This window comes from Clostridium sp. CS1-1 (genome assembly GCF_056135525.1).
Genome location: NZ_CM148680.1, coordinates 1,818,086 through 1,831,256 on the forward strand (window position 1 = coordinate 1,818,086; position 13,171 = coordinate 1,831,256).

The 13,171-nt window shown below is 29.4% G+C and carries 22 protein-coding genes; 18 read left to right on the forward strand and 4 right to left on the reverse strand.

Annotation, left to right across the window (positions count from 1 at the left end; all coding sequences use genetic code 11):
- Position 1: 1 nt before the first annotated feature.
- The 18 genes from AC0N0V_RS08410 (at position 2) to AC0N0V_RS08495 (ending at position 10,732) form a co-directional block, all read left to right on the forward strand.
- Positions 2 to 442: a DUF2634 domain-containing protein gene (locus tag AC0N0V_RS08410; protein ID WP_474463495.1), complete on the forward strand. Its 441-nt coding sequence runs from the start codon at positions 2 to 4 to the stop codon at positions 440 to 442.
- 1 nt (position 443) lies between these two features.
- Positions 444 to 1,508: a baseplate J/gp47 family protein gene (locus AC0N0V_RS08415; RefSeq protein WP_474463498.1), complete on the forward strand. Its 1,065-nt coding sequence runs from the start codon at positions 444 to 446 to the stop codon at positions 1,506 to 1,508.
- Positions 1,501 to 2,052, forward strand: coding sequence for a putative phage tail protein (locus AC0N0V_RS08420; protein ID WP_474463499.1), 552 nt, complete (start codon positions 1,501 to 1,503; stop codon positions 2,050 to 2,052). Before AC0N0V_RS08415 ends, AC0N0V_RS08420 begins: the two co-directional genes overlap by 8 nt.
- Positions 2,053 to 2,067: 15 nt before the next feature.
- Positions 2,068 to 2,289, forward strand: a complete 222-nt coding sequence (locus AC0N0V_RS08425) for a hypothetical protein (RefSeq protein ID WP_474463501.1) — start codon at positions 2,068 to 2,070, stop codon at positions 2,287 to 2,289.
- Entirely contained in the window at positions 2,282 to 2,599 is a 318-nt protein-coding gene (locus tag AC0N0V_RS08430; protein WP_474460565.1) for a hypothetical protein, read from the forward strand. The genes AC0N0V_RS08425 and AC0N0V_RS08430 overlap by 8 nt, the downstream gene beginning before the upstream one ends.
- The gene (locus tag AC0N0V_RS08435) at positions 2,599 to 3,576 is read left to right on the forward strand and encodes a hypothetical protein (protein WP_474460564.1); all 978 of its coding nucleotides are present in this window, start codon (positions 2,599 to 2,601) and stop codon (positions 3,574 to 3,576) included. The genes AC0N0V_RS08430 and AC0N0V_RS08435 overlap by 1 nt, the downstream gene beginning before the upstream one ends.
- A 2-nt stretch (positions 3,577 to 3,578) precedes the next feature.
- A complete protein-coding gene (locus AC0N0V_RS08440; protein ID WP_474460562.1) occupies positions 3,579 to 3,875 on the forward strand; it encodes a hypothetical protein in 297 nt (98 codons plus the stop codon).
- Between the two features lie 3 nt (positions 3,876 to 3,878).
- Complete coding sequence (locus AC0N0V_RS08445) at positions 3,879 to 4,016, forward strand: hypothetical protein (protein WP_474460561.1); 138 nt, start codon at positions 3,879 to 3,881, stop codon at positions 4,014 to 4,016.
- An 86-nt stretch (positions 4,017 to 4,102) separates the two neighbouring features.
- On the forward strand, positions 4,103 to 4,921 hold the full coding sequence (locus tag AC0N0V_RS08450; protein ID WP_474460560.1) for a hypothetical protein: 819 nt from the start codon (positions 4,103 to 4,105) through the stop codon (positions 4,919 to 4,921).
- 201 nt (positions 4,922 to 5,122) lie between these two features.
- Positions 5,123 to 5,275 (forward strand): hypothetical protein, encoded by a 153-nt coding sequence (locus AC0N0V_RS08455; RefSeq protein WP_474463503.1) that lies wholly within the window; start codon positions 5,123 to 5,125, stop codon positions 5,273 to 5,275.
- A gap of 310 nt (positions 5,276 to 5,585) precedes the next feature.
- Positions 5,586 to 6,368 (forward strand): hypothetical protein, encoded by a 783-nt coding sequence (locus AC0N0V_RS08460; protein ID WP_474463505.1) that lies wholly within the window; start codon positions 5,586 to 5,588, stop codon positions 6,366 to 6,368.
- Complete coding sequence (locus AC0N0V_RS08465) at positions 6,358 to 7,008, forward strand: hypothetical protein (RefSeq protein ID WP_474463507.1); 651 nt, start codon at positions 6,358 to 6,360, stop codon at positions 7,006 to 7,008. The genes AC0N0V_RS08460 and AC0N0V_RS08465 overlap by 11 nt, the downstream gene beginning before the upstream one ends.
- Before the next feature lie 3 nt (positions 7,009 to 7,011).
- Positions 7,012 to 7,527, forward strand: a complete 516-nt coding sequence (locus tag AC0N0V_RS08470; RefSeq protein ID WP_474463509.1) for a hypothetical protein — start codon at positions 7,012 to 7,014, stop codon at positions 7,525 to 7,527.
- Between the two features lie 156 nt (positions 7,528 to 7,683).
- Positions 7,684 to 8,091, forward strand: a complete 408-nt coding sequence (locus AC0N0V_RS08475) for a phage holin family protein (RefSeq protein WP_474463512.1) — start codon at positions 7,684 to 7,686, stop codon at positions 8,089 to 8,091.
- Positions 8,088 to 8,903, forward strand: coding sequence for a GH25 family lysozyme (locus tag AC0N0V_RS08480; protein WP_474463514.1), 816 nt, complete (start codon positions 8,088 to 8,090; stop codon positions 8,901 to 8,903). The genes AC0N0V_RS08475 and AC0N0V_RS08480 overlap by 4 nt, the downstream gene beginning before the upstream one ends.
- Before the next feature lie 12 nt (positions 8,904 to 8,915).
- Positions 8,916 to 9,098, forward strand: coding sequence for a hypothetical protein (locus AC0N0V_RS08485; protein ID WP_474463516.1), 183 nt, complete (start codon positions 8,916 to 8,918; stop codon positions 9,096 to 9,098).
- A gap of 133 nt (positions 9,099 to 9,231) precedes the next feature.
- A complete protein-coding gene (locus tag AC0N0V_RS08490; protein WP_474463518.1) occupies positions 9,232 to 10,029 on the forward strand; it encodes an HNH endonuclease in 798 nt (265 codons plus the stop codon).
- A 244-nt stretch (positions 10,030 to 10,273) separates the two neighbouring features.
- Complete coding sequence (locus tag AC0N0V_RS08495) at positions 10,274 to 10,732, forward strand: hypothetical protein (RefSeq protein ID WP_474463520.1); 459 nt, start codon at positions 10,274 to 10,276, stop codon at positions 10,730 to 10,732.
- A 202-nt stretch (positions 10,733 to 10,934) separates the two neighbouring features.
- Here AC0N0V_RS08495 and AC0N0V_RS08500 read toward each other — a convergent pair whose 3' ends face one another.
- From AC0N0V_RS08500 to AC0N0V_RS08515, 4 genes are all read right to left on the reverse strand, one after another.
- Positions 10,935 to 11,468: a GrpB family protein gene (locus AC0N0V_RS08500; protein ID WP_474463522.1), complete on the reverse strand. Its 534-nt coding sequence runs from the start codon at positions 11,466 to 11,468 to the stop codon at positions 10,935 to 10,937.
- A 579-nt stretch (positions 11,469 to 12,047) separates the two neighbouring features.
- Entirely contained in the window at positions 12,048 to 12,569 is a 522-nt protein-coding gene (locus AC0N0V_RS08505) for a hypothetical protein (RefSeq protein ID WP_474463523.1), read from the reverse strand.
- A 237-nt stretch (positions 12,570 to 12,806) separates the two neighbouring features.
- A complete protein-coding gene (locus AC0N0V_RS08510; protein ID WP_474463524.1) occupies positions 12,807 to 12,974 on the reverse strand; it encodes a hypothetical protein in 168 nt (55 codons plus the stop codon).
- Positions 12,956 to 13,114: a hypothetical protein gene (locus tag AC0N0V_RS08515; RefSeq protein ID WP_474463525.1), complete on the reverse strand. Its 159-nt coding sequence runs from the start codon at positions 13,112 to 13,114 to the stop codon at positions 12,956 to 12,958. Before AC0N0V_RS08515 ends, AC0N0V_RS08510 begins: the two co-directional genes overlap by 19 nt.
- Between the last annotated feature and the right edge of the window lie 57 nt (positions 13,115 to 13,171).

The window sequence follows — 13,171 nt, forward strand, 5'->3', positions numbered from 1 at the left end:
TATGGATACAATACCTTTATTACCAGATATAGAAGAACAATTTAATACAGAAACCCAAACTTCTACACTAGAGATAGGTAGGAGTTTTTTATTTGATTTTGATAAAAATGAATTTGTATTTAAAGATGGAAAAATGGTTGAAATAACAGGATTGCAAGCTTTAGAGCAATGGATAAAATTATGTCTTAATACTTTTGCTAAAAAATATAAAGTGTATAAAGATACAGAGTTTGGGTGTAAGATAGAAGATTTACTTGGAAGTAGACTTAATGCTTATAACTATGCAGAGTTGCAAAGAGAAATAAGAGAAGCTTTAATAAAAAATACCAACATAAACGATGTAAGGAATATAGTAATAACTCAGGACAAAAGAACTTTTACAGTGGATATGGATATTGAATTGCTAAACAAAGAATTACTTAGAGAAAGTGTGGTGATATAGAGTGTTTGAGGATAAGACGATAGACAATATAAATAAAGAAATGCTTGATAATGTTGACGATACTTATGAGAAAAGTACAGGTTATCCTACAGCAGACATTATAAAGTCTTTTGCTATAGAGTCCAGTAATTTGTGGGGAGGACTACAAGATTTATTTAACAAGCTAGATGTGGATTTATTAACTGATGATGATCTAACTAGGTATGTAAAACAGAGAAAAGGAATTATAAGAAAAGAAGCTACAAAATCAAAAGGTGTAGTTACTGTTACAGGAAACGGTAATGTGAAAATAGGAGACTTGTTTAGCACTTCAAATAATGTGCAGTTTCAAGCTATAGAAAATGTGGCGGTATCTAATAGTGCTAATGTAAATATAGAAGCTTTAGAAGTCGGAATGGTTGGTATGGTAGGAGCAAATAGTATAACTCAGTTTCCAGTAACTTTGCAAGGCATTACAACGGTAAATAATCTTAGTGCTACGACTGATGGATTTGATGCTGAGAGTGACGATAGTTTACGGCAGAGATATTACGAAGTATTACAGATTCCAGCAACAAGCGGGAATAAATATCACTACTTACAATGGGCTAAAGAAGTTACTGGGGTAGGAGATGCTAAAGTGATTTCTTTATGGAATGGCGCAAATACTGTAAAGGTAATAATTATAGATAGTAATAAGCAACCAGCAAGCACAGATTTAGTTGCAAATGTACAAAACTATATAGATCCTGGAATAACTGGAACTGGCACTGGAATTGCTCCAATTGGTGCATATTGTACAGTGGTTAGTGCTACAGTACTAAATATAAATATATCTGTAGATGCACAGGAACTACCGAATTTCACAATATCAGAGATTACAAGTAATATACAACAAAGTGTAACTCAATACTTAAAAGATATAGCATTTCAGCAGGATTTTGTATCTTATGCAAAAATATCTAGTGTAATTTTAAGTACAACAGGAGTTAAGGACTTTACAAATTTAACTATAAATGGTGGTACTTCAAATATTACAATACCTACTAACTCGGTTGCAGTACTGGGGGTTGTTACAGTTGTATAAGGAGGATTTAATTAATAATTTACATAAAGATTATAGACAAGATGAATGGATTCAAGAATTATGTAAATCAGCAGGGTTTAGTTTAGATGATTTAGAAAATGAACTAATAGAATTGGAAAAAAATTATTGGTTTGATAGCATAGATTTAGAATTTTTGCCTTTGTATGAAAGAGTATTAAACATTAAAACTAACCCTACTGATTCTATAGAGGATAGGAGAGCAGCTATTGAAGCAAAATGGAAGTCAGATGGTAAAAGTGATATTAAATTAATACAAGCAGTATGTAACAGTTGGAAAAACGGTGTAATAGAAGTTAGCTTTATAAGTGGTAAGATAACTATAAAGTTTACTGGAATAGGTGGGGTTCCAACGGGAATAGATGCCTTAAAAAGTGCTGTAGATGATGTTAAACCAGCACATTTACCAATAGAGTATATATTTCTATATCTATATTGGAATATGCTTGAAAATTGGAACTTAACTTGGAATAACTTAGAAACACAGAATTTAACCTGGGATGGCTTAGAATCCAAAGTAAACTAGAAAGGTTGTGAGGAAGTGTCAAGTACAAATAAAACACCTAATTATGGTTTAAACCAATGGGTAGGAACTGATCTAGTAAAAAGAGATGATTTTAATTCAGATAACACAATTATAGACACAAAATTGAAAGAAAATGCTACAGCAATAAACACTTTGAATACAACAGTTACGTCGCATTCGGCTGAACAAGCGATACAACAATTTTTAAATGTAAGGGGGTGTAGATATAATGGCTAAAACATATTCAGACCAAGTTTATTCGGGAACTCTAACTACTACTGAAACTACTGTAGCTACAATAACAGCTAGTACAACTTTTGTTATGAAAGGTTTTTGGATAAGTAATGCTAATGCTGCAGACCAAAATGTTACAATGAAAATAGATGATAAACGTTTGATTCCTACTAAAGCTATACCTACTAAAGACACTCTTATTAGAAGTGATTTAAATATAGCTATTACTACTGGAAAAACAATCAAACTTACTGGTGCAGTTGCTTCTGATATGGACTATTATATTTGGGGTGTAAATGAGGTGACAAGTTAATGCAGGGATTATTAAGCAATGAATTACTAAGCAATTCTAGTTTATTTGGAAGTGGACGTAAAGATATTGATTTTATAAAAAGTGGGTTTAACGGGTTGCCTTCTAAACTTATAGCAACAAGAGCATCTACTTCAATTTCAGAAATCGGATTACAGTATGGCAGTAATTACGTAAAAACAGATGGGTCTAGCCTAACAATTTATGATAAAAATTGTAATATATTAAAAACCATTTCGGGTATAGGATTATATAACCCTGTAGGAGTAATAGATGGCGACTATGCGTATTTAGGTGCTAACCACCCTAATTCCTCTTATGCGTTTATAAAGAAAATAAATTTGATAACTGGAATTATTGAAAAATCATTCCCTGTAAACCCATGTTATAACCGTAAAATAATAATCCATAATAATAAAATATATTCTTGTCAAATGCCCTCCTCGGGTGCTTCATATGTATATGTTTATAATATAAATGATGGAAGTCTTATAACACAGTATTACTCTAGTAGTTCAGGTTTTCCTGTTATGGATATAGATAATTTGAACAATGTACTTTATATAAGTGCGGATAATGGAGTAGTAACAGCCTATAATCTTATAACAGGTGCAGGATTATACACAAATAACTATACGAATACATTAAACAAACTTGATTTAGTTTTGTTTAATAATAAAGAGAACTTTTTAATTTTCGCTTCAAGCGGTGTCTATGGATTTAAAAAAGATTGCACTAAAATATTTGAATTAGTTCAAAGCTATAACGCAGCATTACCTATACAAGATTATATATTTATGTTTAATGGCAATACTGGTTGGGTTATAAAAGCAAATGGCAACACACAATCCACTTCGGTTTCTGCGATGGTTACAAATGCATCAGTAGGATTGAATAATATTTTATCTATAGGGGCTATGAATAATGGAAACGTTGGAGTGTTTAATATTATATTTATAAATACAGGAGGGATGGTTTAACGATGATTTTTACAAGAGTGAATAATAATAACGAGGTAAATTTTATACATTATCAGCCATTTGATAGCGTTAATGGGTTAAATAAGACAAAAGAGCAACTAGAGCAGGAAGGGTTGCTTGTTGACAGTATACCAGAGCAAATTGAACAAGTAGGTAAAATGGCTATTTTAAAAGTGAAATCAGATACCCAAGAGCTTTATTATGAATATAAAGATAGGGAACTAACAACAGAAGAATTATTAAGTAAAAAAATTGTATTAATGCAAAAAGCTTTAGATGATTTAGCAATGGGGGTGTAATTTATGGCTGATTATTTAGCACAGAGAATAATAGATGGCCGATTTACTTATATAGAGGTTATTACTAAAAAACCTACTTTAAAAGCAGGCATAGATGCTTATTTAACAGCAGAAAACAGACAGGATTTAATTATAAGTTAAGCCGCGTAGGAAAACTAACATAAATAATTAAAAATGTTTATATTTTCTTCAAATTACCTTATAATTTTAATAGGGGGTAAGATAAAATGAAGAAAATTGAAATTAATTGGAAAATCGTAACAATTATTATATTAGTAGTAATCGCACCAATCATGGTAAATTTTTTAATGATAATTCCATCTCCCAAGAAATTAGCAGTAGGAGATGCTAGTGCTTGGATAGGATTTTTCGGAAATTACTCAGGAGGTTTGCTTGGAGGACTTGTTGCTTTTGGTGTCGCTAAATATCAAATAGAAAAACAAGAAAAAGTTGCTAAAAAAGAGAAGTATAACCTACAATCAAAAGAAAAAAACATTAGGAGATATAATCAATTACCTGCACTGATTAAAGTCAAATTTTTATTGGAACAAATAAAATCAAATTTAACTACAGCTACAGCATTGGCTAAAAAAGGTAATATAGTTTTAGACGAAATTAATAATATTAGTATGAAAATTGAAGAAATGCCATTACAATTACAGTCTATAAATAAAGAATATATATTAGCTATAGAGTCTATTATATCAATTGACTTACAAATAAAACTTATTAAACTTACAAATTTTTATGTAGGATTTGATGAAATAGTTGCAAGTGATATTTCATCAAATCAGCTTCAATTAAATAAGATAAATAATAAATTGAAGTATTTAGGAACAAGAAAGAATCCTAGTGAAAAAGAATTATTTGAAATTGAGGATTTGAAGATAGAAAGTATAAAGTTAGGTTCAAGAATAATGTTTATCTCTGAAAATAAGAAAATATTATGGGGAGAATTGTTAAAAGAAAATTACTTGGTAATGACAGATTCAATTTTAAAAGAAGTAAATGTTGAAATTGATGAAATTAAGAAATTAAATATTTAAGTATAATAAGTATAATAAGAGGATGTAGTAAAAAGTTATATTTAAAAGATATAACTTTTTAGGCGTATTTGAAATATATTGAGATGAAGTTAAATGATTAATTAACTTAAATTTAAAGAAAAATTAAATATTACCCCTTAATATTTAGTATAGCATTACGTATATATTTATATAGGTAATCATGAGTTAGGAGGGGGAAAATTGGATAGACACTACAAAGAAGAATTAGAGTTAAGGTCAAGTGAATATCTAGAGCTTATTAAGAAGATAGAAAGTGCATCAGTAGAAACAGGTATAACATTAGAGGATGGAATAAAATTTTTATATTGTTTGTGTACAGATAAAAACAATTAGTGATAGAAAATATATTTTTAAGAGTTTGGTTAGTCCAAGCTCTTTTACTTTGTCTTAGGAGGTGCAACCTAGCTTATGACGAAAAGCATAATAGCATAGAAGAAATATTATGCGTACTAATTTGTGTAAAATAGGCAATAATAAATAGTTAGAAGTGGATAAAAGAAGATTAGGGAAGCTTTTATATACTTATAATAAGTTGATATGATAAACCAAATAAGATAAAATTTGTAATTTTGACAAGTAATGATATTTGGAATAAAATTATAGTAAATTTAATATTTTAATTGAGATTTAGGAGTGTGTTTATATGAAGTGTACAGTTAAGTTATTTAAGTTTAGTGCATTTGGAAATTTTAGTCACATTGAAAGTACACCAGAAAACGTATATGAATTAATGGAACTTTTTAGAGATGATAAGCTCATACCATCAACCTTTGATGAGATTGGGGGGGTAATTAACTTACAAAATGTTCAACAAGTAATGAATGTTCAACAATTTCCTGGCCAAATTGTTACAAGACCGGTATTAAATTCATTCGATAAAAAGAAATCTGTTGTTTTGGCTTCAGAAAGGCTTGATTTTGTTGTGAATAATGAAACACAATACAGCAGTCTCACATTTAAAACACCATCACAAGGTAAATGCGTACAGGAATTTGCTAAAAAAATATTCAGCAAATATTCAGTAAATAGTAATAGATTAGCACTAAATGTAGAGATACTTGTGGATGATTTGACAGAAGATGAATTTAGTATTTTCTTTAATAAATTATCTAACACAATACCTTTTTATAAAGATTTATCCTTTAGAGAATGGAATCAAAGAATCTCAGCTCGAAAAGCTGTGGTTTTAAATTCTCAAGAAGAAGAATTGAATGTGATAATAAATTTAAGGCAAAATTTGATTCCATTAGACAGTGACTTAAAACAATTAAAAAAGGTTATAGCTATTAATTTTGATATTAATACTATTCAAGAAAAATTTTCAAACAGATTTAAGGATAATAGTATAGAACCTTTTATAAAAGAATCTTCTTGTTTGTACGAGGAAATGTTGAAACAAATAGAGGGTGTTATATATGATAACTAATAATACTGATACAAAGGAGTTTGGTTTTTTAAATTTTCATAATGATAGTAATAATGAATTTTCTACTTATACTAAGTCGATTATAATAGAAAACTTAAGAAAAAAAGTTATTGAGTTCCAAAAAACTAATGCGACATCAGAATTAAATACAGAGAATGAGTCGTTTTTAGACGAAACAGATTCAAATGTTACAATCTCTAGAAGTAGTAATTTTGAAACTTTTTACTCTAATTTTATTAATGTAATTTTAACTACTTCAAGACGTGATATTTTTGAGGCAGGCGTAATATCAGATACATCAGTTGAAATACAATCTTTTTTTAATGAAAGTCCAGAATTTACAAAGAAAAGTGTACAAAAAATATTTCATGACATGTATGATAACTCACATATTTTAATTGGCATATTAGATGGCATATCTACTATTGATTATGATTTAGCTAAGGAAGAATTACCAATTGTGGCTACAGCAGCGCTTAGTCATGAAGATGAGGAAGTTGTAGAATATGGAATACGTTGTTTTGAGAATTGGAGAAATGTTAGCTCTCTGAAAATATTAAAGAAACTAAAGTGTAGAGAAAAATGGATGGACATTTATGTTAAGAAGATTGTAGAAGAACTAGAAAGGGAGTTGAAGTAAGCATTGTCAATGGTTGTTAGAAAGGTTTCACTAAATAAGTGGTCTTTTAATGGTGGAATAGAAGACCTTGAATACATCAAATATCCTTCTAACTCAATAACAAATGATATAAGAATTAGCAAGGATTGTTTATCTATTTGGAAAATAGATTCTATCGATAGTATTGATGAAGTAGCATTGGCATTAGCGTGTACATTGCAGAAACCAGATACTTTAGCTATGTTTTATGTTGATTATGAAGAATTGACCTCATTAGGTTTTCAATTTGATGATAGCCTAGGAGAGACTCCTATTCAAGATGTAAATAACTTACACCATAATATCATTAATTTAAAAACAGTTGAGGATACTTGTAAGTTAGCGAAACATTTTTATCTAGCAAATATTAATGAGAATTATGTTGTTCGCACAAAGAAAGAAATAAAAACATTAATTGAAAAAGCAATTAAAGAAGGCCGATTAGACCCTAATAATTTGAATAAAGATTTAAAGCAACATTTTATTAAGGGACAAGCTTAAAGCGAATTTAATAATATTAAATCTAAAGTAAAACGATAGGTGTTCATCTATCTAAAAATTAAGACAACCTAACTATAAAAATAGAATATAATTATAAATAAGGGTTTGGATAATTAAGTCCAAGCTCTTTCTATTTTATAAAAATGGGGGTGCAGTATGCATGATAAGGACATATTCAATACTATCATTGCCTTAGGAGGTTCTATCTTAACTTATTTATTTGGGTATTGGGATGAGCCTTTAAGAATACTACTAATACTTATGGTTTTGGATTACTTAACAGGATTCATATCAGGAGTGATTCAGAATAAATTAAACAGCCATATAGGCTTCAACGGGATACTTAGAAAATCAACTATCCTGTTGGTGCTTATAGTGGCTGTTTTGCTTGATAGGCTTATTAGTAATGGAACCTGGGTATTTCGTACTGTAGTATGTTACTTCTACATAGGTAATGAAGGTATTTCTATATTAGAAAACTGCGGTAAGTGTGGTGTGCCACTTCCAGCAAAGTTGCTCAATACTTTAGAACAATTAAAGAAGAAAGATGAGGAATGTATATGAAAGGTATAGATGTATCTAATAACAATGGAGCTATTGACTTTAATAAAGTGAAAGACAGTGGAGTAGAGGTAGTTTACATAAAAGCTACGGAAGGAATAGTTTTCACTGATTCTTATTTGAAAACTAACTATAATAAAGCAAAGGCAGCAGGACTTAAAGTAGGTTTTTACCACTTTTTAAGAAAGAACAATCCTGTATCCGAAGCTAAATATTTTCTACAAGCTACATCAGGATTGGAAGCAGATTGCATTTACATTTGCGATGTTGAGGGCAGTAATTGGGAAGTATCGGAGGCTAGTAATACAGTAAGACAATTTGCAGATTATCTATTAAGTCAAAGTAAAGAAGTAGGCATATATACAGGAGATTATTTCTATAGAGATAGTCTGAATAGTACTGTCAAGGAGTTACCTCTATGGGTTGCTAATTACGGTGGTACTCCTATGGCTAAAAACTATATAGGATTGCAATACAGTCAAACTGGAAGAGTACCTGGAATATATACAAATGTAGATCTTAATACATTTACAGAAGGAATTCTAATTAAAAGGGAGGAAAAGGAATTGAAAAATATAGTGGGTTTCAATAATCAAGTAGATAAAAGAGCTGCGGAGTATTTATCGGATTTTTTAAACTGTCCAACAGTAGATTTAACTGCCACAGCAAATGCGATTGATTTTAGTAAAGTAGAGAATATTTATTTTGTAGGTGGAGGAAATTTTCCATCACTGAATAACTCAAAGATTATTAAGGGCAATGACAGATATGATACTGTAATAGAAGTAATGAAAAATATAGGTAAATTAAAATAAGGAGTTGGTTGTATGAAAGAATTCCTACAAATAAAAAAGATTATAGCTCTATTACTTACTATAGTATTTTGCTATCTGGCCATAGTAAATAAAGTGACATCAGAGCAGTATTTAACGGTTTTTAGTTTAGTAATAGCATTTTATTATGGTCAATCTACAGCCCGTTCTGTAATGGCTGAAAAAAATCATAACTAATAATTTGTGATACAATATAAGTAGGGATAGATAAGGAAGTCGCGAGCCTTATTAGCAAGGCATTCTCCCAAGTGCCTTTCCCTTTTATAATTTAAATATTGGGAGAAAGTTAACCTAGGGAGGGGTATTCATTATGCTTTTAAACCAGCAAGTAAAAATAAGATGGAATGGTACAAATAGAAAATGGTATGAAAGCAAAGGATATAAGTTCACAAGTAAAGATAATGAATTTTTCATAGATGTTAAAGATTTACCAACAACTTCAAGTTGCAAAGTAAAAATTAAGTGCGATTGCTGTGGTGAAGGAAAAGAAATTAAATATAGAAGTTATATAGAATATTCAGAATGTGACTATTACCTATGTTATAAATGTAAGGCGGATAGAAGAAATAATATAACTACAAAAATTTGTGTTAAATGTAATAAAGAAAAGCCACTAACTGAATTTCATAAAAAGAAAAATGCTATATGTGGTGTAACTAATATCTGCAAAGAGTGCAGAATTGAAGAGGGTAAAAATAGATATTGTAATAACAAAGAACATATATTAAAAAACTTTCGCATCTACTATAAAAATAATAAAGAGATATATTATTCTGCAAGACAAAAAAGATTAGCAAAATTGAAGAAATTAGAGAATAACCTTTCAACAATCCAATGGAATAAATGTAAAGATTATTTTAGAGACAATGAATCTAATTTACACTGCGCTTATTGTGGTAAAATTATAAAAAAAGCTACGCAAGATCATTTTATACCACTAAGCAAAGGTGGAGAATACACGATAAATAACATCATACCTTGTTGCATATATTGTAATTCAAGTAAAAGTGATAAAGATTTCTTTGAATGGTATATAAAACAAGACTTTTATTCCGTGGAAAGAGAAAATAAAATATTAAAATATTTAGGTTATGAGGATAAAAGGTAACAATTAAAATTTAGTGTTTAATTGGACAATCTACTGCAAGACAGGCTGTAAAGGAAAGTGCAGCTACTACTCCAGAAGTACCAAAGGTTATTGATCCTGTCAATATAACAAATGATATGAAGTAATATTCGACCTAGTTTAGAAAGATAAAATGCTTTATTGGTATTTATACTATTTGACATTTATTTAACATAATGGTAAAATTTACATTGTTAATACAATAAATGTAAAGTGAGGGAGTAGGATGATTAAAAAAAGATTAATTTCAATACTAACTGTTAGTACGATTCTTTTCACAAGTTCTTTATCCTTGGGAGTTCCAGTTAAAGCAGCAACATTAAGTGAGACAACCTATACTGCGACTAATTCGACATTATTACTTAATGCAAATTTGAGTAATTCATATTATTCAGATGGAACTATAAAGAATACCCATGTAACTTGGGATGAACTACCAGGCGCTACAAAATATGAACTTTCAGTTAGTGTGCCAATTAGTGATACAGCTTCTCAGACGCGTAATTACGGTTATGATTTTACAAAGGAGGGAATAGTATATGTTCAAACTCCTAAGGCGAATGGTAGTTGTTTCGTTAAGATAACTGCATATGATTTAAATAGCAATATTATTAGAAGTGAGATGTATCAATATAGAAATAGTGGAACTACTTTAACTTTTGAAGATGCTTGGGTAATAAGTTAAAGTTTAAGTAAAACAAAAATAACTTTCACCCTAGTTTAAAAGACTAGGGTGTTTCTTTTTTTGAAAGAAATTTATTAATAAAATAAGAATATTACTTTTAACGGAATTTTATTATAGTAAGAAAGCCTGTATCTAATTGATGCAGGCTTTTGATATGTTACAAAATTTAAGAAGAATGCGAACTTAATACTATCCAAGATACTTAATTGCTTCTGTTAATATAAATTGTTTTATAAAGTATTCCTTTTACAAACTCTGTTTTTTTGTCACAATAAGTGTCAATGTCAAAGCGATACTCCTGTGCAAGTTTAATTTTCAATGATTTATATTCTTCCATTTCAGACGGATTTGCTCTCAAATAATCTCTAAAAGCTATATGCTCCAAGTACCCCTTCCCATCTTTTGGACAAACATACAAATGGTACTTCATAAATCCATCTTCAAAGGTTCTCTGAAAAGCTTCACGCCCTAATATCCCCAAGTTGCCTTGATATTCATATCCCTCTTTTCCTAAACGTTCTATTATTTTAGGAAGAACATCATAGCTTTCAATAACAACATCTAAATCAATTATAGGCTTTGAAGCTAAGCCCTCAATTGATGTACTACCAACATGTTCAATTTTAAGAATCAAATCGCCTATATACTCATTTATCATTTCCTTTATTTTTTCAAACTCTATTTTCCATTGTGGATTGTATGGAACAATTTCGATTATTTTTGTCTTTTCTGCCATTTTACCCTCCTATTTTACTTATATGGTTCATAATAATTTACAATTTCGTCACTTCATAAGAAATTTTTAAAGTATCATTTAGCAATCTCTCTTAATTTCTCATAATTTCTTTTCGCAATTTCTACCGGACAAATTTCAAACTCTTTATCAGTACGCATTAAACATTTCTCATAGATACATTCTTTACAGTTTTTCATCATTCCACCTACTTAATTCTAATATAATTACTATATAGATTGTACCATTAACTTAGATACATAAAAATAATAGGCATCAAAATTAATTAGTACCTATCACTAAAAACTCCCTTACTTAGTCTCGTCTACAATATGCAAAAAAGCCAGCAACAATGCTAGCTTTTGATGAAAATAATTCCCCACGAATGGGAAGGGTATAAATTATATAAAGAAAGTATCTTATAGGATACTATAGATTATAACCACATAAGTAAAATATAATCACACTAATATATAGATAGTATAATAACTCTAAAAATGCATAAACTACATATCCCTTACTTTTAACTGAATTTTATTATAGCAAAAATCCTGTATCTAATTGATGCAGGATTTCACTATACTATTTAATATTCTCTGATGACAGTACTCTTTCTATTATAACTACATAATATGCTTTTAACATTTTTCTTGGTTCCACAGGGACTTTATTAGATTGATCAAACCTTGGATCACTTAAATTTGTAGTAAGAGTTCCCTCAACGCAAGGGCGATATTCCCATTCAAGTCCTCCCATCCCATTTAGGAATTCCCATCTACTAACAAAAGCATGTGAATAATCATCATTAACATATTTACAACGTGGCATATATTTATGCATCTTTTCTCCTTTATAGATTATAAATATCCCGTCTAATTTTTTTTCTAGATATTTTATTCTTTTATCTAACTTTTCTTCACTATTGCTTTTGTATATTTTATAAGTATCTTCATAAGTTGTTTTCCATCTTCCAAAGTTGTCATAGCCTTCTATCCATATTATTTTTTTATTTGTTTCAACATTTTTGATAGCAAAAGCCGTGCTATTACATAATAACATTAGAACTAGGAACACAATGGAGCTTCGTAATAATCTTTTTTTCATAACACTATACCCTCCCATAGTCTTAGTCTTGATAATCCTAGTTTAATCAGTTTGTTAAATTATATTAGTGGATACATTTTGTTAATATTCCAAGTAATCACGCAAGTTATTGATCCTGAAGTGTATACTCTTAATTGTTATATTAATGATTAGTTTAAGAAGCAATCTAGATAAGTTGAAAGATCTGAAGTATATGAATAAAAAATAATAGGCACTAAAATTAGTTAGCGCCTATCATTAAAAACTCTCTTCCTTATTCTCTTCTACTATATGCTTTATAAAAAATCCAGCCAAGACTGATATGTATACAAATAACATTATAATTGCACTTCCAAACCCGTAACACATTACTTTTATTATATCTAATTCCAATACAATCACCTCTTTTAAATTAAGTTCATACATTCTGCAGCAGTAGTAATAAGTCCAGCAGCATTTTCATCTATTGCATTAGCGGCTTCCAAACCCTTAATTAAATTCTTTATCACAGTTTTATTTTCATTTGTAATTTTTAAAGTAACTGGTATTTCAAAAGTTTCTTCCAAATATATCACCTCATTTTAATTCTTGCCACACAAATAATTTCCTATACTTGTAACAAA

Excerpts from the sequence above, each read along its gene's own strand:
- AC0N0V_RS08410 (WP_474463495.1), top strand. The coding sequence starts at position 2 with ATGGATACAATACCTTTATTACCAGATATAGAAGAACAATTTAATACA.
- AC0N0V_RS08430 (WP_474460565.1), top strand. The coding sequence starts at position 2,282 with ATGGCTAAAACATATTCAGACCAAGTTTATTCGGGAACTCTAACTACT.
- AC0N0V_RS08435 (WP_474460564.1), top strand. The coding sequence starts at position 2,599 with ATGCAGGGATTATTAAGCAATGAATTACTAAGCAATTCTAGTTTATTT.
- AC0N0V_RS08440 (WP_474460562.1), top strand. The coding sequence starts at position 3,579 with ATGATTTTTACAAGAGTGAATAATAATAACGAGGTAAATTTTATACAT.
- AC0N0V_RS08445 (WP_474460561.1), top strand. The coding sequence starts at position 3,879 with ATGGCTGATTATTTAGCACAGAGAATAATAGATGGCCGATTTACTTAT.
- AC0N0V_RS08450 (WP_474460560.1), top strand. The coding sequence starts at position 4,103 with ATGAAGAAAATTGAAATTAATTGGAAAATCGTAACAATTATTATATTA.
- AC0N0V_RS08460 (WP_474463505.1), top strand. The coding sequence starts at position 5,586 with ATGAAGTGTACAGTTAAGTTATTTAAGTTTAGTGCATTTGGAAATTTT.
- AC0N0V_RS08465 (WP_474463507.1), top strand. The coding sequence starts at position 6,358 with ATGATAACTAATAATACTGATACAAAGGAGTTTGGTTTTTTAAATTTT.
- AC0N0V_RS08475 (WP_474463512.1), top strand. The coding sequence starts at position 7,684 with ATGCATGATAAGGACATATTCAATACTATCATTGCCTTAGGAGGTTCT.
- AC0N0V_RS08480 (WP_474463514.1), top strand. The coding sequence starts at position 8,088 with ATGAAAGGTATAGATGTATCTAATAACAATGGAGCTATTGACTTTAAT.
- AC0N0V_RS08485 (WP_474463516.1), top strand. The coding sequence starts at position 8,916 with ATGAAAGAATTCCTACAAATAAAAAAGATTATAGCTCTATTACTTACT.
- AC0N0V_RS08490 (WP_474463518.1), top strand. The coding sequence starts at position 9,232 with ATGCTTTTAAACCAGCAAGTAAAAATAAGATGGAATGGTACAAATAGA.
- AC0N0V_RS08495 (WP_474463520.1), top strand. The coding sequence starts at position 10,274 with ATGATTAAAAAAAGATTAATTTCAATACTAACTGTTAGTACGATTCTT.
- AC0N0V_RS08500 (WP_474463522.1), bottom strand. The coding sequence starts at position 11,468 with ATGGCAGAAAAGACAAAAATAATCGAAATTGTTCCATACAATCCACAA.
- AC0N0V_RS08505 (WP_474463523.1), bottom strand. The coding sequence starts at position 12,569 with ATGAAAAAAAGATTATTACGAAGCTCCATTGTGTTCCTAGTTCTAATG.
- AC0N0V_RS08510 (WP_474463524.1), bottom strand. The coding sequence starts at position 12,974 with ATGTATGAACTTAATTTAAAAGAGGTGATTGTATTGGAATTAGATATA.